Here is a 21,003-nt window from a genome sequence, read left to right on the forward strand (position 1 = left end):
TAAGTCTCTGAGCTTGCGCTTAGACGACGGCGGGCGCCGAGATGTCACGTGCGTCCGAATCGCCCGATCACGCAAGCCTTTGTTGCGGATCTCACATGCGCTGAACTTTTTGAACAGACCTCTTCCGGGTCTAGTCTGGCTGAGTATTACTTAACTGCAGTCAACTATCTAAATGTCGGAGCGTGCGAACAGTGACGGACAACGGCGCGGACCGTGAGGCCGGTGAGCACCGGATCGCCGACGGTGCGCTGATGTCGCTCTCGGTGATCCGCTTGACCCGCGCCGTGCGGCGCGGTGTCGGTCAGCAGCAGCTGACATCGTCGCAGGCGGCCACCCTGTGGGCCATCGCCGAGCTCGCCCCGGTGCGGCCCACCGATCTCGCGGAGCGGGAGAAGGTGACCACGGCGTCGATGTCGAAGAGCATCGCCTCGCTGGAGAGCGCGGGCCTGGTGTCGCGTACACCCGACCCGCACGACGGTCGAGTCAGCATGCTCGATCTGACGCCGGCCGGGCAGGCATACGTCCGGGACGCCAACTCGGAGCGGATCTCGTTGTACGAGACCGCCCTGAATCGGCTGCCGGAGTGCGAACGGGAATCGGTGGTCCGGTCGATCGCACTGTTCGCCGACACGATGTGTGAGCTGGTCACAGCCGGTGCGGCCCAGCCGTCCGCGCACCCGGCCGATCGTTGACTGCCTGAGAAACGAGGGAGGAACTCTGTGCGGAATGCAGTCGATGGACATTCTCGGCTGATTCGCGGCGCCGTCCGAGACGAGCGCGGCGGATCCGTCCCGGATGCCACCGTCACGGTGATCGACCAGCAGGGGAGTCAGGTCGCTGTCGCGTCAGCGCGGCACGACGGGTCGTTCACCGCCCACGTCGCGGCCGACGGCCAGTACGTGCTCGCCGCGTCGGCGACCGGGCACGAACCGGCGGCGGTGACGGCGATGATGGCCGGTGCCCCGATCCAGACGCAGATCGTGCTGTCCGCCCATTCCGCGCTCGGCGGTCTCGTCCGCGCCGCCGACGGCGCACCGATCGCCGGCGCGGTGGTGACCGCGACCGCCCCGTCCGGGCACGTGGTCGCGACGGCGGTCGCCGGCGCCGACGGCCGATGGGAACTGCGCGGCGTGGCCGAGGGCGGATACACGCTGGTGGTGAACGCGCCAGGGTTCGAGGCGACTGCCAGAACCGTCGCTCACACCGCGGGATCCTCGCAGCCGGTGGTCGTCGAGATGCGCTCCGCCGTCGCTCTGTCCGGTCTGGTCACCGACGCGCACGGGGGAGTGATCGGCCACAGCCAGGTGTCGCTGCTGGCCGCCGACGGCTCCATGGCGGCCAGTGTGTTCAGCGACGAGGACGGGCGCTACAGCTTCACCGATCTCACCCCCGGCGACTACACGGTGCTGGCCAACGGTTACGCGCCGGTGGCCGCGACCGTCGACGTCCGGGCCGGACGATTCGTCAATCACGAGTTCGTCCTCGGCGTGCAGGGGCGGTGACCATGACCGCACAGCTCACAGCACGCGTGGCGACTCCGGCGGGCCGCGGCATCGACACCGCCGTGGTGACCGTCATGTCGCAGGAGGGACAGCAGGCGGCGATCGTCAGGTCCGACGGCGACGGACACATTCGCGTCGACGACCTGGCCGCGGGGATGTACACCGTGGTCGCCGCCGCGGACGGCTTCCAGCCGGCCGCTCGCACCGCCGTCGTGTCCGGTCCCGGCGCGGTCGGTCTGGGCGAGGTCACTCTCGCCCGGGTCGGCGGATCGCCGACCCCCGAGGCCGGCCGCTGGGAGATCGACGGCTCGCATTCGACCATCGACATCAGCGTCCGTCACCTCGGGATCGCGACCGTCCGCGGCCGTTTCACCGAGTTCACGGGCACCATCGTCGTCGGCGACGATCCGGAGCAGTCGTCGGTGACGGCGGAGATCTCGACCGCCAGCATCGACACCGACAACCGGATGCGCGACGAGGTGCTGCGATCGAATGCGTTCTTCGACGCCGAGCGCTACCCGACGACCCTCTTCCACGCCGAGCGGGTGCGCCCGGCGTCCGACGAGACCTGGACGCTCGAGGGAACGCTGACCCTGCGTGACACCGCCGTCCCGGTCTCGCTCGAGCTGATCTTCCTCGGGCAGACCGAGGACCCGTGGGGCGGCGTCCGCGCCGGCTTCCAAGCCACGGCGACCCTTCGGCGCCGTGACTTCGGGATCAGCTTCGACGACAAACTCGTCAGCGGAGCCGCGCAGATCGGCAACACCGCTCGCGTCCGGCTCGACATCCAGGCCGTCCGCTCGCCGGAGACGTGATCGACGCCTCCGCGGCGCACGGCCCACCCGATCTTCGGCGTAACCGTCGCAAGCACTGATTCAACGCAAGCACTGATTCACCGCATTAGTCCTGAAAGGTTCGCATGTCGACCAAAACAGTTGCAGACACCGCCGGCGGCACAGGCCCGGCCGGCGGTGCCCGCCAGCAGACCCTCGAAGAACTCGGTCCCAACTACAAGTGGATCGCGCTCTCCAACACCACCCTGGGCATGTTGATCGCCACGATCAACAGTTCCATCGTGCTGATCGCCCTGCCCGACATCTTCAAGGGCATCAACCTCAATCCCCTCGAACCCCAGAACACCAGCTACCTGCTGTGGATGATGATGGGTTTCCTCGTCGTCACCGCGGTCCTGGTGGTGAGCTTCGGCCGGCTCGGCGACATGTTCGGCCGAGCGCGCATGTACAATATGGGCTTCGCGGTGTTCACCGTCTCGTCCATCTTCCTGGCGATCACCTGGTTCGACGGGTCGCAGGCCGCCATCTGGCTGATCTTCTGGCGCGTCATCCAGGGTGTCGGCGGCGCCTTCCTGATGGCCAACTCATCGGCCATCCTCACCGACGCCTTCCCGGCCAACCAGCGCGGTCTGGCGATGGGCATCAACGGTGTCGCGGCGATCGCCGGCTCGTTCCTCGGCCTCCTGATCGGCGGCGTGCTGGCCCCGATCCAGTGGCACTACATCTTCCTCGTCTCCGTTCCGTTCGGCGTCGTGGGCACCATTTGGGCCTACCTGAAGCTGCGGGACACCGGCGAGCGCCGCAAGGCCAAGATGGACTGGTGGGGCAACCTCACCTTCGCCGTCGGCTTGATCGCGATCCTCGTCGGCATCACCTACGGCATCCAGCCGTACGGCTCATCGGACATGGGCTGGAGCAACCCCTGGGTGCTCGCCGCACTGGTCGGCGGGGCCTTCGTCCTCGCGGTCTTCGTGTTCATCGAGATGCACGTCGACAGCCCGCTGTTCGAACTGTCGCTGTTCCGCAACCGGTCGTTCACCTTCGGCAACATCGCGAACCTGATGGCGTCCATCGGGCGCGGCGGTCTGCAGTTCATCCTCATCATCTGGCTGCAGGGCATCTGGCTGCCGCAGCACGGCTACGACTACTCGCAGACGCCGCTGTGGGCGGGCATCTACATGGTTCCGATGACCGTGGGCTTCCTGGTCTCCGCGCCGGTGTCGGGCGCGCTCTCGGACAAGCTGGGCACCAAGTGGTTCACCACCCTCGGTCTGCTGATCACCGCGGGCACCTTCGCGGCCCTCATCGCCATCCCCGTCGACTTCGACTACTGGGTGTTCGCCGTGATCCTCGTGGTCAACGGCATCGGCATGGGCCTGTTCGCCTCCCCGAACCGTGCCGAAGTGATGAACAGCCTGCCGGTCACCTCGCGTGGCTCCGGTGCCGGGATGATGACGACCTTCCAGAACGCGGCGATGGTCCTGTCGATCGGTCTGTTCTTCTCGCTGATGATCGCGGGTCTCTCGAGCACGCTGCCGTCGGCGATGTTCGACGGTCTCACCGCCAACGGCATGCCCGCGCAACCCGCGCAGGCCATCGCCGGTCTGCCGACCGTGGGCATCTTGTTCGCCGCGTTCCTCGGCTACAACCCGATCCAGCAGGTCGGCGGCCAGGCGCTGAACGGACTGCCGCAGGCCAGCGTCGAGCATCTGACCGGACTGGACTTCTTCCCGCACCTGATCAGCGATCCGTTCGCGGACGGTCTCACCGCCGCGTTCACCTTCGCCCTGATCTGCTGCGTGCTCGGTGCGATCGCGTCGGTGTTCACCGGCGCCCGGAAGCCGCTGACGGCGAGCCATGAGACGGTCGGCGCCGAGATCGCCGCGGTCGCCGGAGACGCCGGTGTCGGATCGCCGGTCGCCCTCGTCGCCGAGACGCCGTCGGAGAGCTTCGCTTCCCCGTCGGGCGCTCAGCTGTCCGGAACCGTGACCGGTCCGGACGGTGCGCCGCTCGCCGGGGCGGCCATCACGGTCACCGACAGCGAAGGACGGCAGGCCGGCGGCGCGACCGTCGCCGAGGACGGTTCGTACCGAGTCGGCGGGCTGGAGAGCGGGGCGTACACGGTCATCGCCACCGCGCCGGGACGCGGCCCCAAGGCCGTCGGTGTGTCGACTGTCGGGGACGTGGGACTGCGCCGGGACTTCTCGCTCTCGGGCGCAGCCGTGCTGACCGGGCGCGTCCGCGACGCGCAGCGCCCGCTGCCCGCACGGCTGGTCGTGACCGATCAGACCGGTTCGGTGCTGGCCACCGCGCAGGCCGGCTCGGACGGCGAGTTCTCGATCGGCGGACTCACCGACGGCGACACCGTGGCGGTGACCGCCTCGGCGCCCGGCTACCAGGCGAGCAGCGAGTTGGTGACCGCCGGAGACGCCGTGGCGATCGACATCGTGCTCGACGCCATCGGCGGCGTCCAGGGGTACGTGCGCGCCGCGGACGGCACCCCGCTTGCCGGAGCGACCGTGTCGGCGATCGGCTCGGATCGGACCATCGTCGCCACGGCCCGGACCGACGCCGACGGGCGCTACCGCATCGAGGGTCTCACCGACGACAGGTTCACCGTCGTCGCGAGCATGTACGAGCCGCGCGCGGTGCAGACCACGGTGACCGCCGACGGCGACAACACGCTCGACATCACGCTCGGAACCGGGGTCGGCAGCAGACAGGGCTGACCGCGGCAGACCCGGCACGCGCGCGGGCGTCACCGATCTTCGGTGGCGTCCGCGCCGCTGTCAGTCGTGCGGGCGTACGGCGACGCCCGAGACGCCGATGTCGCGCAGGTATCGTTCGCGCAGTGCGTCGTAGACCGGCTTCGACCCGGCCAGCGAGGCGGTCGCGACACCGGCGGTCACCGCCACCGCCATGGGCACCGTCAGTGCCGTCACCGCGGTCATCTCCATCACCAGGACGATCGCGGTGAGGGGTACGCGGACCACCGCCGCGAACAAGGTGCTCATTCCGACCACCACCAGCGCAGGCGTCAGATCGCCGAAGGGCGCGTACAGCGCTTCGAGGATCCGGCCGAAGCCGGCTCCCGTCAGCGCTCCCAGTGCGAGCATCGGGGCGAAGAGACCGCCGGGCGCTCCGGTGCCGTAGGAGACCGGTCCGGTCACGAACCGCATGGCGATGATCGCGAGGATCATCCAGAATGCCGTCCGCTGGGCGTCGAGCAGACGTTGGGCGAGGTCGTCGCCGCCACCGACCGCCGAGGGCACGGTGATCGCCAGGATGCCGATGCCCGCGCCGACGAGGGCGCCGAGAACCACCGCTGGCACTCTGATGCGCGCGGCGAGATCCACGAACAAGAGCAGCAGCCGACTGTAGACCACTCCGAGGGCGCCGACGACGACACCGAAGACGAGGAAGACCCAAAGACGGTCCGGGGACGGATTGTCGATCCCGCCCGCCCGGAAGTCGGGAGCGTCGCCGAGGATCAGCCGGCTGCAGGCGACGGCAGCCGCCACCGCGGTGAGCGTCCACACCGCGTAGCGCAGCCGGATCTTCTTGGCGACCTCCTCGAAGGCGAAGAGTGCACCGCCGATCGGGGCGTTGAAGGCCACGGCGAGTCCGGCGCCGGCGGTGGCGGTCTGCATCACCCGGATCTCGTCCGACGTCGCACGGATCAGGCGTGCGGCGGCCGCGCCGATCGCCGCGCCCATGTGCACGGTGGGGCCCTCGCGGCCCAGCACCATTCCCGCGAAGCCCATGCTGAGCACGCCGCCGGCGAACCGGGCGGGGATCACCGACCACGGCGCGGCGGGCGCTTCATCGTCCTCGACGGCCTCCACCTGCTGGATGCCGCTGCCCGCGGCGAGGGGGATCCGTCGCACGATCGCCACCGCGGCGGCCGCGGAGGCCGCTGCCACGGCGATGACGATCAGCGCGCCGCCGAGTCCGTGATCACCGGCCCAGTCGACCAGATCGGCGCGACGCTCCTCGGCCCACGAGAGAGTCCAGCGGAAGGCTCCGCCGACCAGCCCGGTCAGCGCGCCGGCGACGAGGGCGACACACGTGAGAAGCACCAGAACGCGGGTGCCGGGAAAATCGGAGTCTTCCGTCTTGCTCGCCGGGTCCGTGTCCACGCACATGACTGTATCGTCGTCCGGCCGCTCGCGGTCGCGCCGAACTGCAGCGGACGCGACCACCGTCGATGTCGAAAACGACGACGGCGACATCGATTCGATCGATGTCGCCGCCGCCGGAGAAGTGTGTCCGAGGGGGGACTTGAACCCCCACGTCCGTTAATAGGACACTAGCACCTCAAGCTAGCGCGTCTGCCATTCCGCCACTCGGACTTGTTCTGTTGTTCGTGCGCTCCGCACCGCTTTGCGCGGGATAACAATAACCACGGTTGCCCCCGTATCCCAAATCGCCTACGAATGAAGAGGTGACAGGCTTGCGAGCGACCGATGAAGTTGTCGATCTGGTGAGTGCGCTGATCCGATTCGACACGTCGAATACCGGACAGCCGGAGACCACCAAGGGGGAGGCGGAGTGCGCCAGATGGGTGGCGGCGCGGCTCGAGGAGGTCGGCTACGCCACCGAATACGTGGAGTCGGGCATGCCCGGACGCGGGAACGTGTTCGCGCGGTTGCCGGGCGCCGATCCGGACCGCGGTGCGCTGCTGATCCACGTGCATCTCGACGTGGTGCCCGCGGAGGCGGAGGACTGGAGCGTCCACCCGTTCTCCGGCGCCGTCCGCGACGGCTACGTCTGGGGCCGAGGCGCGGTCGACATGAAGGACATGGCCGGCATGGCGCTCGCACTGGCGCGCCAGTTCAAACGTGAGGGCACCGTTCCGCCGCGCGACATCGTCTTCGCCTTCCTGGCCGACGAGGAGGCCGGTGGCACGTGGGGATCGCACTGGCTGGTGCAGAACCGCCCCGATCTCTTCGAGGGCATCACCGAGGCCGTCGGGGAGGTCGGCGGGTTCTCCCTCACCGTCGACCGCCCGGACGGAGGTGTGCGGCGTCTGTATCTCGTGGAGACGGCCGAGAAGGGACTGTCGTGGATGCGGCTCACCTGCGACGCGCAGGCAGGCCACGGTTCGTTCCTCGCCGCCGAGAACGCGGTCACGGAGATCGCGACCGCGGTGGCCCGCATCGGCGCGCACCGCTTCCCGCTGGTGATGACCGAGTCGGTCCGGGAGTTCCTGGAGGCACTGTCGGAGGAGACCGGCCTCGATTTCAGTCCCGAGACGCCGGATCTGGAGTCCGCCCTGTTCAAGATCGGGAACATCGCCCGCATCATCGGCGCCACCCTCCGGGACACCGCGAACCCGACGATGCTGTCGGCCGGCTACAAGGCGAACGTCATTCCCCAGCACGCCGAGGCCGTCGTGGACTGCCGCGTGCTGCCCGGCAGGCAGGCCGAGTTCGAGCGCACGATCGACGAGTTGATCGGCCCCAAGGTGAAGCGCGAGTGGATCACCCACCTGGATCCCTACGAGACGCGGTTCGACGGCGATCTCGTCGACGCGATGAACGATGCGATCCTCGCGCACGACGAGGACGGCCGGACGGTGCCGTACATGCTCTCGGGCGGCACCGACGCGAAGGCCTTCGCGAAGCTCGGGATCCGGTGCTTCGGCTTCGCTCCGCTTCGGCTGCCTCCCGAACTCGATTTCGCCGCGCTCTTTCACGGCGTCGACGAACGCGTGCCCGTAGACTCGATCGTGTTCGGTACCAAGGTTTTCGAGCATTTTCTCCGCAACTGCTGACGACAACGGCCGGGTGCGGACAGTCGAAAGGATGCGATAGTGACGACATACGACCCGTATGACGCGTTACCCCAGTTGCCGGCGATCACGGTGACATCGAGCGACTTCGCCGAGGGCCAGACCCTCCCGACGCCGCAGGTCTCGGGGATCTTCGGCGCGGGCGGAGACGACGTCTCCCCGCAGCTGAGCTGGTCGGGTTTCCCCGCCGAGACCAAGAGCTTCGTCGTGACGTGTTTCGATCCGGACGCTCCCACGGCTTCCGGCTTCTGGCACTGGGCCGTCGCCGACATCCCGGCGTCGGTGACCTCGCTGCCGACGGGCGCCGGGTCGCCGGGGTCGGCGGATCTGCCCGCCGGTGCCGTGACGCTCAACAACGATGCGAGCCTCAAGCAGTTCATCGGTGCCGGTCCGCCTCCCGGTCACGGTCCGCACCGCTACATGTTCGCCGTGCACGCCGTCGACACCGAATCGTTGGAACTGCCCGCCGAGGCGACTCCGGCCTTCCTCGGCTTCAACCTCTACTCGCGCGCGATCGCGCGCGGGATCCTCACCGGCGTCTTCGAACAGCCCGCCGAGTAGGGCGCGCCGCCGGGCGGCTCACTGCGCCGCGGAGCCGACGGCTTCGCGGATCGAGGAGTAGCCGCCCGCGCGCAGCCGCGCAGCGATGCCCTCGTGCAGTTCCCGGAGGCGGACCGGTCCGCCGTAGATGAATCCGGTGTACATCTGAAGCAGGTCGGCGCCGGCGCAGATGCGTTCCCACGCCTGGTCGACGGTCTCGATCCCGCCGACGCTGACCAGCGCCACCCGGCCGCCCACTCGTCGGTACAGGCGGCGCAACACCTCCAGCGACCGGTCGGCGACCGGCGGTCCGGAGAGTCCGCCCGCGCCGCAGGCCTCGACCTCGGCCTGCGGAGTCACAAGGGAATCGCGCCGGATGGTCGTGTTGGTGGCGACGATGCCGGCGACGCCCAGCTCGACGGCGAGGTCGGCGACGGCGTCGACGTCCTCGTCCGACAGATCGGGTGCGATCTTCACCAGCACCGGCTTGTCGACCACGTCCAGGACCGTCGCGAGGATCGGCCGCAGCGAGTCGACGGCCTGCAGGTCGCGCAGTCCAGGAGTGTTCGGCGAGCTGACGTTCACGACCACGAAGTCCGCCAGGGGCCCGAGTGTCCGGGCGCTGTGCCGGTAGTCGTCGACGGCATCCTCGACCGGAACCACCTTGGTCTTGCCGATGTTCGCGCCGATCGGGACCCGGACCGGTCCGGGCCGGGGCTGAGCCAGCGCGCGGGCCGCGGTGTCCGCACCGGGATTGTTGAAGCCCATCCGGTTGATCAGCGCCCGATCTGCGGGCAGCCGGAACAGACGGGGAGCGGGGTTGCCCGGCTGCGCCTGACCGGTGATGGTGCCGATCTCGGCGAATCCGAAGCCCATCTGCCCCCACGCGTTGACGCTCGACGCGTTCTTGTCGAAGCCGGCGGCCAGTCCGATCGGTGCGGGGAACGAGACCCCGAAGACCTCGTTGCGGAGAATCGGGTCATCGGTGGCGAAGAGCTTCGCCATCAGCGATCGCACTCCCGGCGCGTAGCCGCAGCGGCGGATCACCTGAGCGGTGATCGCGTGGATCCGCTCGGGGTCGAGCAGGAACATGACCTTCAAGACCAGCGGGTAGAGGATCCGGTTCAGTGTGCTGAGCATCGTGAGAGCCTTCGTCGTGAGTGCGAGGTCGGGTACGGGGCGGTCACCGGACCGCATCGGCCGCGATCACCTGGAGTGAGCCGTCGCGGCCCGAGGCCGCCAGAAGTGAACCACTGACCGGGTCGACGTCCATCGAGGTGACCTGCGGGACGCTCGCGAACCGGTGCTTCTCGATGACCTCTCCGGTGGAGACGTCATAGGCGGCGATCTCATTGGTGGCAGTGCTGGAGACCCACAGCAGGTTGCGACGGTTGTCGAAGGCCAGCGCGTACGGGCTGTCGGCGACCGGAGCCCGCATGCGCATCACGATCGGCTGCCCGTAGAACGCGTACACCTCGTTGTTGCGGGTACCGGCCACCAGCACCCGGCCGTATCGATCGACGATGGAGGTGGTCGCCCCGTCGCCGGCGCGCAGCGCCGCCTTGAGTTCCCCCGAGTCGATGTCGACCGGGGTGACCGCCGACTGCGCCCGATCGAGGACCACGACCTGCCCGGCACGATCGCCGGCGGTCGCAGGTGCCACGGTGATGTCGTCGACGCGGACGAAGCCGCCGATGTCGCGCTGCTGTTGTCCGTCGCGGTCGAGCACCAGCACGTGGCCGCGGTCGGTGCCGACCAGCGTCCGGCCGTCCTCAGTGGTCGCCACCGACAGTGCGCCGGGCAGATCCGTCTTCGTCACAGTCACCGAGCCGGCGGGATCGATGCGGACGATCCCGCTCTCTCCGGCACCGACGAAACCGTCGCCGGAGGCGGTGAGCGCGGCGAGACCGGGCACCGGAACCGAGGTCGGCGCGGGCGCACCCGGGGCGCCCGGATCGGTGAAGATCTGCACGGTTCGTCCGTCGTTCGACAGCAGCGCGACCCGCGACTGCTGACCGTGCCCGGCCACCACGGCGCGTGCGGCGTCCGCGGCGACGACCGCGCCCGCCGGGCGGGCGGCGTCGGCCGGGGATTCGGCAGGTGTCGCGGGTGTGACAGTCGGCACATTCTGTGCGGAGCCGTCGTCGGACTGACCGCAGGCGGTGAGGGCGGAGGCCGTGGCCACGGCCACGAGCAGGGCGGTGAGTCGGGTTCGCGCGCGCATGACACCATCTTGCGCGATGCCGATGTGTGACCCGTTCGATGGGTAGCATCAGCCCCCGTGACTGAGACCATGACATGGCTCCAGGCGATCGTCCTCGGAGCGGTCCAGGGCCTGACGGAGTTCCTGCCGATCTCGTCCTCGGCCCATCTGCGCATCATCTCGGAGATCTGGTTCGGTGACGACGCCGGTGCCTCGTTCACCGCGGTCACCCAGCTCGGCACCGAACTCGCGGTTCTCATCTTCTTCGCCAAGGACATCTGGCGGATCGTCGGTGCGTGGTTCGCGGGACTGCGGGACCGGACGAGGCGCGGTCTGGACTACCGGCTGGGCTGGTACGTGATTCTCGCCACCATCCCGATCGGCGTGCTCGGATTCGTCTTCAAGGACCAGATCCGCACCGCAGGCCGGAACCTCTGGCTGGTGGCGATCATGCTGATCCTGTTCTCCTTCGTCTTCCTCGCCGCCGAGTACGTCGGAACGCGCGAGCGGCCCCTGGAGAAGATCACCCGGCGCGATGCCCTCGTGATGGGCGCGGCGCAGTGTCTGGCGCTGATCCCAGGAGTCTCGCGGTCGGGTGCGACGGCGAGCGCGGGTCTGTTCGTCGGCCTCGAACGCGAGGCGGCGTTCCGATTCTCCTTCCTGATCGCGATTCCGGCGGTTCTCGCCTCCGGACTGTTCAGCCTCAAGGACGTCTTCGAACCCGCGGGGGAGGGCCTGGCCGCGAGCGGCCCGCAGATCGCGGTGGCCACTCTCATCGCCTTCGTGCTCGGTTACGTCTCGATCGCATGGCTGCTCAAGTTCGTCTCGCACCATTCGATGGTGTGGTTCGCGACCTACCGCGTGGCGCTCGGCCTGCTCGTCATCGTCCTGCTGCAGGTGGGCGCGATCGCGGCGTGACCGCGTCGACGGGCCCGATTCACGTGCGGCAGTAACCTGTGTGACATGACGGTGATCCTGGTCCGGCACGGACGCTCCACGGCCAACACGTCGGGACTTCTCGCGGGTCGGACGCCGGGTGTGGGGCTCGACGGTCACGGACGCACGCAGGCCGGTGAACTCCCGGTCAGGCTCGGCAGCGTCCTCGGCGACCTCACCGCCGTCGTCCGCTCGCCGTTGCAGCGATGCGCGGAGACGGTCGCACCGCTCGTGGCGGCGCGCCCGGAGCTGCCGCACCTGACCGACCCGAATCTGGAAGAGGTCGATTACGGCGACTGGAGCAATCGCAAGATCTCCGAACTGCTCGGCGAGCCGCTGTGGAAGGTGGTGCAGCAGCAGCCGTCGGCGGTGGTGTTCCCGGGCGGCGAGGGCCTGCTCGACGTGTCGCGCCGCGCGACCAGGGCGATCCGGGAACTCGACCGGGTACACGGCGGTCCCGACGGGAAGGGCGTGTGGGTGGCCTGCTCGCACGGCGACGTGATCAAAGCGGTGCTCGCCGATGCACTCGGCATGCATCTGGACCAGTTCCAGCGGATCGTGGTGGATCCGGGTTCGATCAGCGTGATCCATTACTCGGCTGCCCGGCCCTACGTGCAGACCGTCAACAACAACGGGGTGCTCGAGCTCCCGCGGCCGCCGATGGCCGCCGGCGCCACGGTGGGCGGGTCCACCGGAGCATAGTCGGGAGCACGGCTCGCCGTCCGGGTACCGTTGAGTCATGGCTCGTACGATCCACGAATTCCGGAGTCCGCGGCGTTTCGTCGCGGGCACCGTCGGTCAGCCGGGGGATCGCACCTTCTACATTCAGGTGTCGCAGGACTCTCGGTTGATGAGCGTCGAACTGGAGAAGCAGCAGGTGCTGATCCTGGCCGACCGCCTCAGCTATCTGCTCGACGAGGTGCGCCGGCGCTTCGGCACGCCGATTCCACCGGAGGCCGAGGACGTCGGCGACGTCTCGCCGCTCGAGAGCCCGATCGATTCCGAGTTCCGGGTCGGTTCGATGGGTCTGGGCTGGGACGCCGATGCGGCCGCGGTGGTGATCGAACTGCTCGCGGTCACCGAACAGCCGTTGGACGAGTCGGTGATCCTCGACGACACCGAGGAGGGACCGGACACCGTCCGCGTCTTCCTGACCGCCGACGAGGCGCGCGAGTTCAGTGCCCGCTCTATGCGCGTGATCGCGGCCGGCCGCCCGCTGTGTCCCCTGTGCAACCAGCCGCTGGATCCGTCGGGGCACATCTGCGCACGCAGCAACGGCTACAAACGCGACGCCGAGTTCAGCCGGTCACTCGAGTTCGTCGACCCGGAGGTGCTCGCGAGTCTGAGTCGGCTGGTGCCCGGATTCGACTCGTCGTTCACCGTCGAGGACGAGGACGCCGTACTGGACGACGACACTGATGACGACAGCGACGACGACGGCACCGACGAGCGTGGTGACGGCGCGGACGACGGCGACTGGGGCGGGGACGACACGCACCGGTGAACGCCGACTGCCTGGAGCTGCTGGCCACCGGCGAGCTCACCGTTTTGGGCCGCATCGCCTCGGCCAGCAACCTCACGGTGGCCTGCGCCGTGTCGGACGGACGGACGGCCATGCGCTGCGTGTACAAGCCCGTACGCGGTGAGGAACCGCTGTGGGACTTCCCGGACGGGACCCTCGCCGGCCGCGAAGTGGCGTCCTATCTCATCAGCGACGCACTCGGATGGGATCTGATACCCGAGACCGTGCTGCGCGAGGACGGTCCGACCGACATCGATCTGGGTGCGGGCATGGTCCAGCGGTGGATCGAGCAGCCGCCGTCGGACGACGGCCGTCTCGACCCGGTGGATCTGGTGCCCGCCGGCGAGGTGCCGGAGGGGTATCGCGGGGTCCTCAACGCCTACGACCACCGAGGCGATGAAGTGATCCTCGTTCATTCGGTGGAGGACAGGCTGCGCCGCCTCGCGGTGCTCGACGCCGTCCTCAACAACGCCGATCGCAAGGGCGGGCACATCCTGACCGACGGCGACGGCCGGCTGTACGGCATCGATCACGGGATCTGCCTGCACAGCGAGAACAAGCTTCGGACCATCCTGTGGGGATGGGCGGGCACCCCGGTGCCGCCCGGCGAGCGTGCCGACCTGGCGCGTCTGAGCGGCGTGCTCGAGGACGTGGACAGCGTGCTGCATGTGCGTCTGTCGACGCTGATCACCCCGGAGGAGATCGCCGCGCTGCTGCGGCGTGCGAAGTCGCTCGCCGATGTGGGCGTGATGCCGCTGCCGCCCCACAGCCGCGCGATCCCGTGGCCGCCCTTCTGACCGGGTACCCGGACTGCCGGGCACCGGCCGCGGGCACATACAGTTGACGGCATGCATTCGTGGCCGTCGCCCAAGATTCCGTCCGTGCCGGGGCCCGCTGTCCCGCTGCGTCTCTACGACACCTCCGACGCCCAGGTGAAGCCGGTCAGCCCGGGTGAGGTCGCGACGATGTACGTCTGCGGCATCACCCCGTACGACGCCACTCATCTCGGCCACGCCGCCACCTACGTGACCTTCGACCTGATCAACCGGATTCTCCGGGACGGCGGGCACGACGTGCACTACGTGCAGAACATCACCGACGTCGACGACCCGCTGTTCGAGCGCGCCGAACGCGACGGTGTGGACTGGCGCGACCTCGGCTCGCGTGAGATCGATCTGTTCCGCGCCGACATGGAGGCGCTGCGAGTCCTGGCGCCGCGCGACTACGTCGGCGCCGTGGAGTCGATCGGCGAGGTGGTCGACGCCGTCGGCGAGCTGCTGGCGCGGGGCGCGGCCTACGTGGTGGACGACGAGGAGTTCCCGGACGTCTATTTCAGCGTCGACGCGACACCGCAGTTCGGGTACGAGTCCGGATACGACGCGCAGACGATGGCGACGTTCTTCGCCGAGCGCGGCGGCGACCCCGACCGTCCGGGCAAGCGCAATCGGCTCGATGCGCTGCTGTGGCGCGCCGCGCGCGACGGCGAGCCGTCGTGGGAGTCGCCGATGGGCCCGGGCCGTCCCGGCTGGCATATCGAGTGTTCGGCCATCGCGCTGCGACGGCTGGGCATGGGTTTCGACATCCAGGGCGGCGGCAGCGATCTGATCTTCCCGCATCACGAGTTCTCGGCGGCCCACGCCGAAGCGCTCACCGGTGAGCGTCGCTTCGCCCGTCACTACGTCCACACCGGGATGATCGGACTCGACGGCGAGAAGATGTCCAAGAGCCTGGGGAACCTCGTGCTCGTGTCGAAGCTGCGGGCGGCGGGCGTCGATCCGGGAGCCGTCCGACTCGGTCTGATCTCGCAGCACTACCGTGCCGACCGCATGTGGACCGACGACATCCTCGCCGACGGTGAGCGCCGACTGGCGACGTGGCGCCGGGCGGCCAAGCTCGCGACCGCGCCCGACGCCGCCGACACCGTCGCACGACTGCGTCAGCATCTGGCCGACGATCTCGACACCCCGAAGGCGCTGGCCGCCGTGGACGCGTGGGCGGCCGACGCGATCCTGGGAATCGGTGCGTCGACCACGGCGCCGCGGCTGGTCGCCGACGCCGTCGATGCGCTGCTGGGTGTCGACATCGCACCGGTCGGCTAAGGTTCGCTCGTGGCTCGTGCTCAGCAGATCCCGATCGACGGTCCCGAGGGTGTGTGGACGGTCGTCACGCGTACCTCCACCTACGTCATCGATTTCGGGGAGATGACCCTCCTGCGCGCACCCGGCGTCGGGCGCACCGACGATCACCGGTGGGAGGTCAGTGAACTCCGGCGCGATTCGGAGGACATCCCGCTGCTGGACGTCAAGATCTGCCGCGTCGGGGAGCCCGCCCAGTTCTGGGTGCGCGCCGCCGACGACCCGGAGGTGCGCACCTGGCGGGTGACGACGCCCGTCGTCGAGATCGAGCGCATCGGCTGATCACTCTCGCCGTGGGGGAGCCGGTCAGTCCTCGTCGTCCCGCCGACGAAGGTACTTCTCGAACTCCGCCGCCAGCTGTTCACCGTCGATCCGGAGCATGGTGTCGTCCAGATCCTCGTCGGAGGCCTGCTCGAGTTCATGGACGTACGCGGCCATGTCCTCGTCGTCCGAGGTCATCTCGCTGATCGACTGCTCCCATTCCTCGGCCCGGTGCGGCAGCGTGCCCAGCGGGATCGGGAGACCGGTCACCGACGCGACGTTCGTCAGGAGCGCGAGTGTGGCCTTGGGGTTGGTGGTGTGCGCCACGTAGTGGGGGACGGCCGCCCACAGGGAGACCGACGGGATGCCCGCTTGGACGAAGGCGTCCGACAGTACGCCGGTGATTCCGGTGGGTCCCTCGTATCGGCTGAGCTCCAGACCCAGCCGCTTGGCGGCGTCGCTGGTCTCGGCGGTCCCCGAGACCGGCACCGGACGAGTGTGCGGGGTGTCGGCCAGCAGGGCACCGAGCATCACGGTCATCTCGACCTCCAGTGCCTCGGCGAGTTCGACGATGCGGGCGCAGAACGACCGCCAGCGGTAGTTCGGCTCGGGACCGAGGACGAGGACCACGTCGCGGTCGTGCGCGGACAGGACGCACACCGACATGCTCGTCACCGGCCACTCGATGTGCCGGGTGACGCCGCCGCGCTGCCGAATCGTGGGACGTGTGGACTGGTAGTCGTAGAAGTCGTCGGGTTCGATCTCCCAGATGGAGGTGGCGTCCCACTCCAGCGCCAGGTGTTCGACCGCCGCGGTGGCGGCGTCGGCGCCGTCGTTCCACCCGGAGAACGCCGCAATTAAAATCGGCGTGCGTAAAATGGGCAGTCCCGCGCGGTCGGCCGAATCGTCCTGCTCAGCTGCGTTTCCGTCCGGTGTGGAGTTCATTCCACCGAGCCTACGACGGCCGTCGATTCGCCGCGAACTAACCTGCTAGGTATGGCATCGCACTCCACCGCACATGATAACTACGACTCGACTTTCCTCCAGGCGATGTCGCGTCGGGTGCTGATCGGTGACGGGGCGATGGGAACGATGCTCCAGGCCGCCGATCTGACGCTCGACGATTTCCGGCAGCTCGAGGGCTGCAACGAGATCCTCAACGACACTCGTCCCGACGTGCTGGCAGGTATCCACCGCGCCTACTTCGAGGCGGGCGCCGACGCCGTCGAGACCAACACCTTCGGCTGCAACCTGTCGAACCTGGGCGACTACGACATCGCCGACCGGATCCGGGAACTCGCTTACAAAGGGGTGTCGATCGCCCGCGGGGTGGCCGACGAGTTCGGGCCGTCGGCCGACGGGACCGACCGGTTCGTGCTCGGCTCGATCGGTCCGGGCACCAAGCTTCCCAGCCTCGGGCACACCACCTTCGGCGCCATCCGCGACGCGTACGTCGAATGCGTGCTCGGCATGTTGGAGGGCGGTGCCGACGCCATCCTCGTCGAGACCAGCCAGGATCTGCTGCAGCTCAAGGCCGCCGTCGTCGCGGCACGCCGCGCGATGGAGCAGTTCGGCCGCCACCTGCCGATCATCACCCACGTGACCGTCGAGACCACCGGCACCATGCTGATCGGCTCGGAGATCGGTGCAGCGCTGGCGGCGATCGAGCCGCTCGGCGTCGACGTCGTCGGACTCAACTGCGCCACCGGTCCGACCGAGATGAGCGAACATCTGCGGTACCTGTCCAAGCACGCGCGGATCCCGGTCTCGGTGATGCCGAACGCCGGCCTGCCCGTTCTCGGCAAGAACGGCGCCGAGTATCCGCTGACCCCGGAGGACATGGCGTCCGCGCTGTCGGGATTCGTCGCCGACTACGGTCTGCAGTTCGTCGGTGGGTGCTGCGGCAGCACTCCCGAGCACATCCGCCAGGTGGCCGAGGCGGTCAAGGACGTCACCCCGGCCCCCCGCCACCCCCAGCACGAGTCGGAGACCTCGTCGCTGTACACCGCGGTGCCGTTCCACCAGGACGCGAGCTTCCTGGTGATCGCCGAACGGACCAACTCGAACGGCTCGAAGGCCTTCCGCGAGGCGATGATCAGCGGCGACTATGAGAAGTGTCTCGAGATCGCCAAGGACCAGACCCGCGACGGCGCCCACATGCTCGACCTCAACGTCGACTACGTCGGCCGCGACGGGGCGGCCGACATGACCGAGCTCGCCTCCCGGTTCGCGACCGCGTCGACGCTGCCGATCATGATCGACTCCACCGAACCCGACGTGATCCGCGCCGGCCTCGAGCACCTCGGCGGCCGTTGCGCGGTCAACTCGGTGAACTACGAGGACGGCGACGGGCCCGACTCGCGGTTCACCCGAATCATGTCGCACGTCGTGGAGCACGGCGCCGCCGTGGTCGCGCTGACGATCGACGAGCAGGGGCAGGCACGCACCGCGGATCACAAGGTGGCCATCGCCGAGCGGCTGATCACCGACCTCACCCAGAACTGGGGTCTCGAAGAGGAGGACATCATCATCGATGCGCTCACCTTCCCGATCTCGACCGGTCAGGAGGAGGTGCGCCGCGACGGCATCGAGACCATCGAAGCCATCCGGCGCATCAAGGAGGCCCATCCGCAGGTCCACTTCACGCTCGGCATCTCGAACATCTCGTTCGGTCTCAACCCCGCCGCGCGTCAAGTGCTGAACTCGGTGTTCCTGCACGAGTGCGTGAAGGCGGGATTGGACACGGCGATCGTGCACGCGTCGAAGATCCTGCCGATGGCGCGGATCCCGGACGAGCAGCGACAGACGGCCCTCGACCTCGTCTACAACAACCGCACCGATTACGATCCGCTGCAGAAGCTGATGGAGTTGTTCGAGGGCGTGTCGGCGGCGTCGGCGCGCGAGTCGCGGGCCGCCGAACTCGCGGCGCTGCCGCTGTTCGAGCGGTTGGAGCGGCGGATCGTCGACGGCGACAAGAACGGCCTGATCGAGGATCTCGACGAAGCGCGACAGACCGTTCCGCCGCTGTCGATCATCAACGACACTCTGCTGTCGGGCATGAAGACCGTCGGCGAACTGTTCGGGTCGGGCCAGATGCAGCTGCCCTTCGTGCTCCAGTCCGCCGAGGTGATGAAGTCGTCGGTGGCGCATCTCGAGCAGTTCATGGAGGCGACCGACGAGGACGGCAAGGGCAAGATCGTGCTCGCCACCGTCAAGGGCGACGTCCACGACATCGGCAAGAACCTCGTCGACATCATCTTGAGCAACAACGGGTACGACGTCGTCAACATCGGCATCAAGCAGCCCATCGCGACCATCCTGTCGGCGGCCGAGGAGAATCGGGCCGACGTCATCGGCATGTCCGGACTGCTGGTCAAGTCGACGGTGGTGATGAAGGAGAACCTGGAGGAGATGAACTCCCAGGGCAAGGCCGACTACCCGGTGCTGCTGGGCGGGGCGGCACTGACCCGCACGTACGTCGAGGGCGATCTCGCCGACGTCTACGAGGGTGATGTCCGGTACGCGCGCGACGCCTTCGAGGGGCTGTCGCTGATGGACGAGATCATGGCCATCAAACGCGGAGAGGGTCCCGATCCCGACAGCGAGGAGGCCAAGGCCGCCGCGGCCAAGGTCGCTGAGCGCAAGGCCCGTCGCGAACGGTCCAAGCGGATCGCGGAGAAGCGCAAGGCCGCCGAACCGCCGGTCGAGGTCCCGGCGCGGTCGGATGTGGCCGCCGACAACGAGGTGCCGACACCGCCGTTCTGGGGGACGCGGATCGTCAAGGGCATTCCGGTCGCCGATTACCTGGCGATGCTCGACGAACGCGCGCTGTTCCTCGGACAGTGGGGACTGCGCGGCACCCGCGGCGAAGAGGGACCCGACTACGAGGAACTCGTCGAGACCGAGGGGCGGCCGCGCCTGCGCGAGTGGATCGACCGTCTGGCGACCGAGGGGATCCTGCAGCACGCCGCCGTCGTCTACGGCTTCTTCCCGGCCGTCAGCGAGGGCGACACGGTGCACGTGCTGGAGTCGCCCGACCCCTCCGCGCCCGTCCGGCACAGCTTCGAGTTCCCGAGGCAGCAGCGCCCCCGCTTCCTGTGCATCGCCGATTTCATCCGTTCCAGGGAGCAGGCGCTCGCCGACGGGAAGGTCGACGTCCTGCCCTTCCAGTTGGTCACGATGGGCACCCCGATCGCCGACTTCGCGAACAAGCTGTTCGCCGAGAACGCATACCGCGACTATCTGGAGGTGCACGGCATCGGCGTGCAGCTCACCGAGGCGCTCGCCGAGTACTGGCATCAGCGGGTGCGCAGCGAGCTGACCTTCGCCGACGGGGTGATGGCCGACGAGGACCCCGACCGCCCGCAGGGCTTCTTCGACCTGGAGTACCGCGGTGCGCGCTACAGCTTCGGCTACGGTGCCTGCCCGAACCTCGAAGACCGCGCCAAGATGATCGATCTGCTGGAACCGGGCCGCATCGGCGTCGAGCTGTCGGAGGAACTGCAGCTGCATCCGGAGCAGTCCACCGACGCCTTCGTGCTGCACCACCCGGAGGCCAAGTACTTCAACACGTAGTCCGAGGGCCGCGCCAGGGGAGTCCCCGCTGACGGCGGGGCCGCCCCGGGCGTGCGGTCCGCGACCGGCTCGGCGCTCCGATAACGTCACAGCATGGCCAAACGGGATGTGCGCGGGATGACGCGCTTCATCGTCGGACTCGCGGCGGGACTGGTGATCGCCGCGGTGGTCTGGCCGGCGACCGGACTGTGGCAGCTCGCGCCGATGCTGATGGTGACGGTCACGTCGGCGGTGTATCTGGTGTGGTCGGTGGCGATGCTGTGGCCGATGGACGCGCCGACCACCCGCGCCCACGCGGAGGCCGCCGACGTCCGCGACGAACTCGGCGATGCGGCGCTGATCGCAACGCTCGCGGTGAGTCTGTCCGCGATCGGTGTGCTGCTGCTGGCCGCCCGGGACCGCAACGGCAGTTGGTACGCGATGCTGGCGGTGGTGGCGGTGCTCGCGGCGTGGGGGATGCTGCACACGCTGTTCGCGTCGCGGTACGCCCGGATCTACTACGCCGGCGAGCCGGGCGGGATCGACTTCAACACGAGCGATCCGCCCTGCTACGCGGACTTCTTCTACTTCGCCTTCAACCTCGGCATGACCTATCAGGTCTCGGACACCGCCGTCGGACCCACTGTCATCCGGCGCGAGGTGCTCAAGCACTGCCTGCTCAGCTACGTCTACGGAACGGTCATCATCGCCACGACCATCAACCTGGTGATGAACCTGGTCAGTTGAGGGGTGCGGCGATCC

The 21,003-nt window shown here is 68.6% G+C and carries 18 protein-coding genes and 1 tRNA gene; 14 read left to right on the forward strand and 5 right to left on the reverse strand.

Translation table 11 applies throughout. The annotated features are described in order from the left end of the window. Positions 1-182: 182 nt before the first annotated feature. The 4 genes from ACK8HH_RS09215 (at position 183) to ACK8HH_RS09230 (ending at position 5,025) form a co-directional block, all read left to right on the forward strand. Positions 183-692 carry a MarR family winged helix-turn-helix transcriptional regulator gene (locus tag ACK8HH_RS09215; protein ID WP_231650322.1) on the forward strand — a complete coding sequence of 170 codons (510 nt, stop codon included), beginning with the start codon at positions 183-185 and terminating at the stop codon, positions 690-692. Between the two features lie 27 nt (positions 693-719). Continuing rightward, entirely contained in the window at positions 720-1,502 is a 783-nt protein-coding gene (locus ACK8HH_RS09220) for a collagen binding domain-containing protein (RefSeq protein WP_062367488.1), read from the forward strand. A 2-nt stretch (positions 1,503-1,504) separates the two neighbouring features. Next, positions 1,505-2,317 (forward strand): YceI family protein, encoded by an 813-nt coding sequence (locus ACK8HH_RS09225; protein ID WP_045540426.1) that lies wholly within the window; start codon positions 1,505-1,507, stop codon positions 2,315-2,317. A gap of 104 nt (positions 2,318-2,421) precedes the next feature. Continuing rightward, positions 2,422-5,025 carry an MFS transporter gene (locus ACK8HH_RS09230; RefSeq protein WP_082084073.1) on the forward strand — a complete coding sequence of 868 codons (2,604 nt, stop codon included), beginning with the start codon at positions 2,422-2,424 and terminating at the stop codon, positions 5,023-5,025. A 60-nt stretch (positions 5,026-5,085) separates the two neighbouring features. On the opposite strand, the gene ACK8HH_RS09235 is transcribed toward ACK8HH_RS09230, so the two are convergent. Together ACK8HH_RS09235 and ACK8HH_RS09240 are read right to left on the reverse strand one after the other, a co-directional pair. Continuing rightward, complete coding sequence (locus ACK8HH_RS09235; RefSeq protein WP_412475703.1) at positions 5,086-6,441, reverse strand: ClC family H(+)/Cl(-) exchange transporter; 1,356 nt, start codon at positions 6,439-6,441, stop codon at positions 5,086-5,088. A gap of 121 nt (positions 6,442-6,562) precedes the next feature. Further along, positions 6,563-6,648: transfer RNA gene (locus ACK8HH_RS09240), tRNA-Leu, on the reverse strand. Positions 6,649-6,740: 92 nt separating this feature from the next. Here ACK8HH_RS09240 and ACK8HH_RS09245 point away from each other — a divergent pair. Together ACK8HH_RS09245 and ACK8HH_RS09250 are read left to right on the forward strand one after the other, a co-directional pair. Further along, positions 6,741-8,072, forward strand: a complete 1,332-nt coding sequence (locus ACK8HH_RS09245; protein WP_006894910.1) for a M20/M25/M40 family metallo-hydrolase — start codon at positions 6,741-6,743, stop codon at positions 8,070-8,072. A gap of 39 nt (positions 8,073-8,111) precedes the next feature. Beyond that, entirely contained in the window at positions 8,112-8,651 is a 540-nt protein-coding gene (locus ACK8HH_RS09250; RefSeq protein WP_006894911.1) for a YbhB/YbcL family Raf kinase inhibitor-like protein, read from the forward strand. An 18-nt stretch (positions 8,652-8,669) separates the two neighbouring features. Here the strand turns inward: ACK8HH_RS09250 and ACK8HH_RS09255 are convergent, their stop codons facing one another. Next, the gene (locus ACK8HH_RS09255) at positions 8,670-9,770 is read right to left on the reverse strand and encodes a quinone-dependent dihydroorotate dehydrogenase (RefSeq protein ID WP_062367524.1); all 1,101 of its coding nucleotides are present in this window, start codon (positions 9,768-9,770) and stop codon (positions 8,670-8,672) included. A 43-nt stretch (positions 9,771-9,813) separates the two neighbouring features. Then, on the reverse strand, positions 9,814-10,854 hold the full coding sequence (locus tag ACK8HH_RS09260) for a YncE family protein (protein ID WP_412475704.1): 1,041 nt from the start codon (positions 10,852-10,854) through the stop codon (positions 9,814-9,816). A gap of 57 nt (positions 10,855-10,911) precedes the next feature. Here ACK8HH_RS09260 and ACK8HH_RS09265 point away from each other — a divergent pair, with 57 nt between their 5' ends. Genes ACK8HH_RS09265 through ACK8HH_RS09290 form a run of 6 tightly spaced genes read left to right on the forward strand, consistent with a single transcriptional unit; the run spans position 10,912 to position 15,708 of the window. Continuing rightward, a complete protein-coding gene (locus ACK8HH_RS09265) occupies positions 10,912-11,751 on the forward strand; it encodes an undecaprenyl-diphosphate phosphatase (protein ID WP_412475705.1) in 840 nt (279 codons plus the stop codon). 45 nt (positions 11,752-11,796) lie between these two features. Further along, on the forward strand, positions 11,797-12,471 hold the full coding sequence (locus ACK8HH_RS09270; protein ID WP_006894915.1) for an MSMEG_4193 family putative phosphomutase: 675 nt from the start codon (positions 11,797-11,799) through the stop codon (positions 12,469-12,471). A gap of 37 nt (positions 12,472-12,508) precedes the next feature. Continuing rightward, positions 12,509-13,273 carry a DUF3090 domain-containing protein gene (locus tag ACK8HH_RS09275; protein WP_045539078.1) on the forward strand — a complete coding sequence of 255 codons (765 nt, stop codon included), beginning with the start codon at positions 12,509-12,511 and terminating at the stop codon, positions 13,271-13,273. Then, positions 13,270-14,088: an SCO1664 family protein gene (locus ACK8HH_RS09280; protein ID WP_052692428.1), complete on the forward strand. Its 819-nt coding sequence runs from the start codon at positions 13,270-13,272 to the stop codon at positions 14,086-14,088. The genes ACK8HH_RS09275 and ACK8HH_RS09280 overlap by 4 nt, the downstream gene beginning before the upstream one ends. A 51-nt stretch (positions 14,089-14,139) precedes the next feature. Continuing rightward, a complete protein-coding gene (gene mshC, locus ACK8HH_RS09285) occupies positions 14,140-15,390 on the forward strand; it encodes a cysteine--1-D-myo-inosityl 2-amino-2-deoxy-alpha-D-glucopyranoside ligase (protein ID WP_278127331.1) in 1,251 nt (416 codons plus the stop codon). 9 nt (positions 15,391-15,399) lie between these two features. Beyond that, positions 15,400-15,708 (forward strand): hypothetical protein, encoded by a 309-nt coding sequence (locus ACK8HH_RS09290; protein WP_006894919.1) that lies wholly within the window; start codon positions 15,400-15,402, stop codon positions 15,706-15,708. Between the two features lie 24 nt (positions 15,709-15,732). Here the strand turns inward: ACK8HH_RS09290 and ACK8HH_RS09295 are convergent, their stop codons facing one another. Then, positions 15,733-16,632, reverse strand: coding sequence for a PAC2 family protein (locus ACK8HH_RS09295; RefSeq protein WP_045539073.1), 900 nt, complete (start codon positions 16,630-16,632; stop codon positions 15,733-15,735). 51 nt (positions 16,633-16,683) lie between these two features. On the opposite strand from ACK8HH_RS09295, the gene metH reads away from it, so the two are divergent. Next, positions 16,684-20,262, forward strand: a complete 3,579-nt coding sequence (gene metH, locus ACK8HH_RS09300) for a methionine synthase (RefSeq protein WP_062367485.1) — start codon at positions 16,684-16,686, stop codon at positions 20,260-20,262. Between the two features lie 108 nt (positions 20,263-20,370). Next, complete coding sequence (locus ACK8HH_RS09305; protein ID WP_045539082.1) at positions 20,371-20,988, forward strand: DUF1345 domain-containing protein; 618 nt, start codon at positions 20,371-20,373, stop codon at positions 20,986-20,988. Positions 20,989-21,003 lie beyond the last annotated feature (15 nt).

Source organism: Gordonia sp. LUNF6, assembly GCF_047041125.1.
GTDB classification, from domain to species: domain Bacteria; phylum Actinomycetota; class Actinomycetes; order Mycobacteriales; family Mycobacteriaceae; genus Gordonia; species Gordonia sihwensis.

Excerpts from the sequence above, each read along its gene's own strand:
- ACK8HH_RS09225 (WP_045540426.1), top strand. The coding sequence starts at position 1,505 with ATGACCGCACAGCTCACAGCACGCGTGGCGACTCCGGCGGGCCGCGGC.
- ACK8HH_RS09255 (WP_062367524.1), bottom strand. The coding sequence starts at position 9,770 with ATGCTCAGCACACTGAACCGGATCCTCTACCCGCTGGTCTTGAAGGTC.
- ACK8HH_RS09260 (WP_412475704.1), bottom strand. The coding sequence starts at position 10,854 with ATGCGCGCGCGAACCCGACTCACCGCCCTGCTCGTGGCCGTGGCCACG.
- mshC (WP_278127331.1), top strand. The coding sequence starts at position 14,140 with ATGCATTCGTGGCCGTCGCCCAAGATTCCGTCCGTGCCGGGGCCCGCT.
- ACK8HH_RS09270 (WP_006894915.1), top strand. The coding sequence starts at position 11,797 with ATGACGGTGATCCTGGTCCGGCACGGACGCTCCACGGCCAACACGTCG.
- ACK8HH_RS09275 (WP_045539078.1), top strand. The coding sequence starts at position 12,509 with ATGGCTCGTACGATCCACGAATTCCGGAGTCCGCGGCGTTTCGTCGCG.
- ACK8HH_RS09295 (WP_045539073.1), bottom strand. The coding sequence starts at position 16,632 with ATGAACTCCACACCGGACGGAAACGCAGCTGAGCAGGACGATTCGGCC.
- metH (WP_062367485.1), top strand. The coding sequence starts at position 16,684 with ATGGCATCGCACTCCACCGCACATGATAACTACGACTCGACTTTCCTC.
- ACK8HH_RS09235 (WP_412475703.1), bottom strand. The coding sequence starts at position 6,441 with ATGTGCGTGGACACGGACCCGGCGAGCAAGACGGAAGACTCCGATTTT.
- ACK8HH_RS09230 (WP_082084073.1), top strand. The coding sequence starts at position 2,422 with ATGTCGACCAAAACAGTTGCAGACACCGCCGGCGGCACAGGCCCGGCC.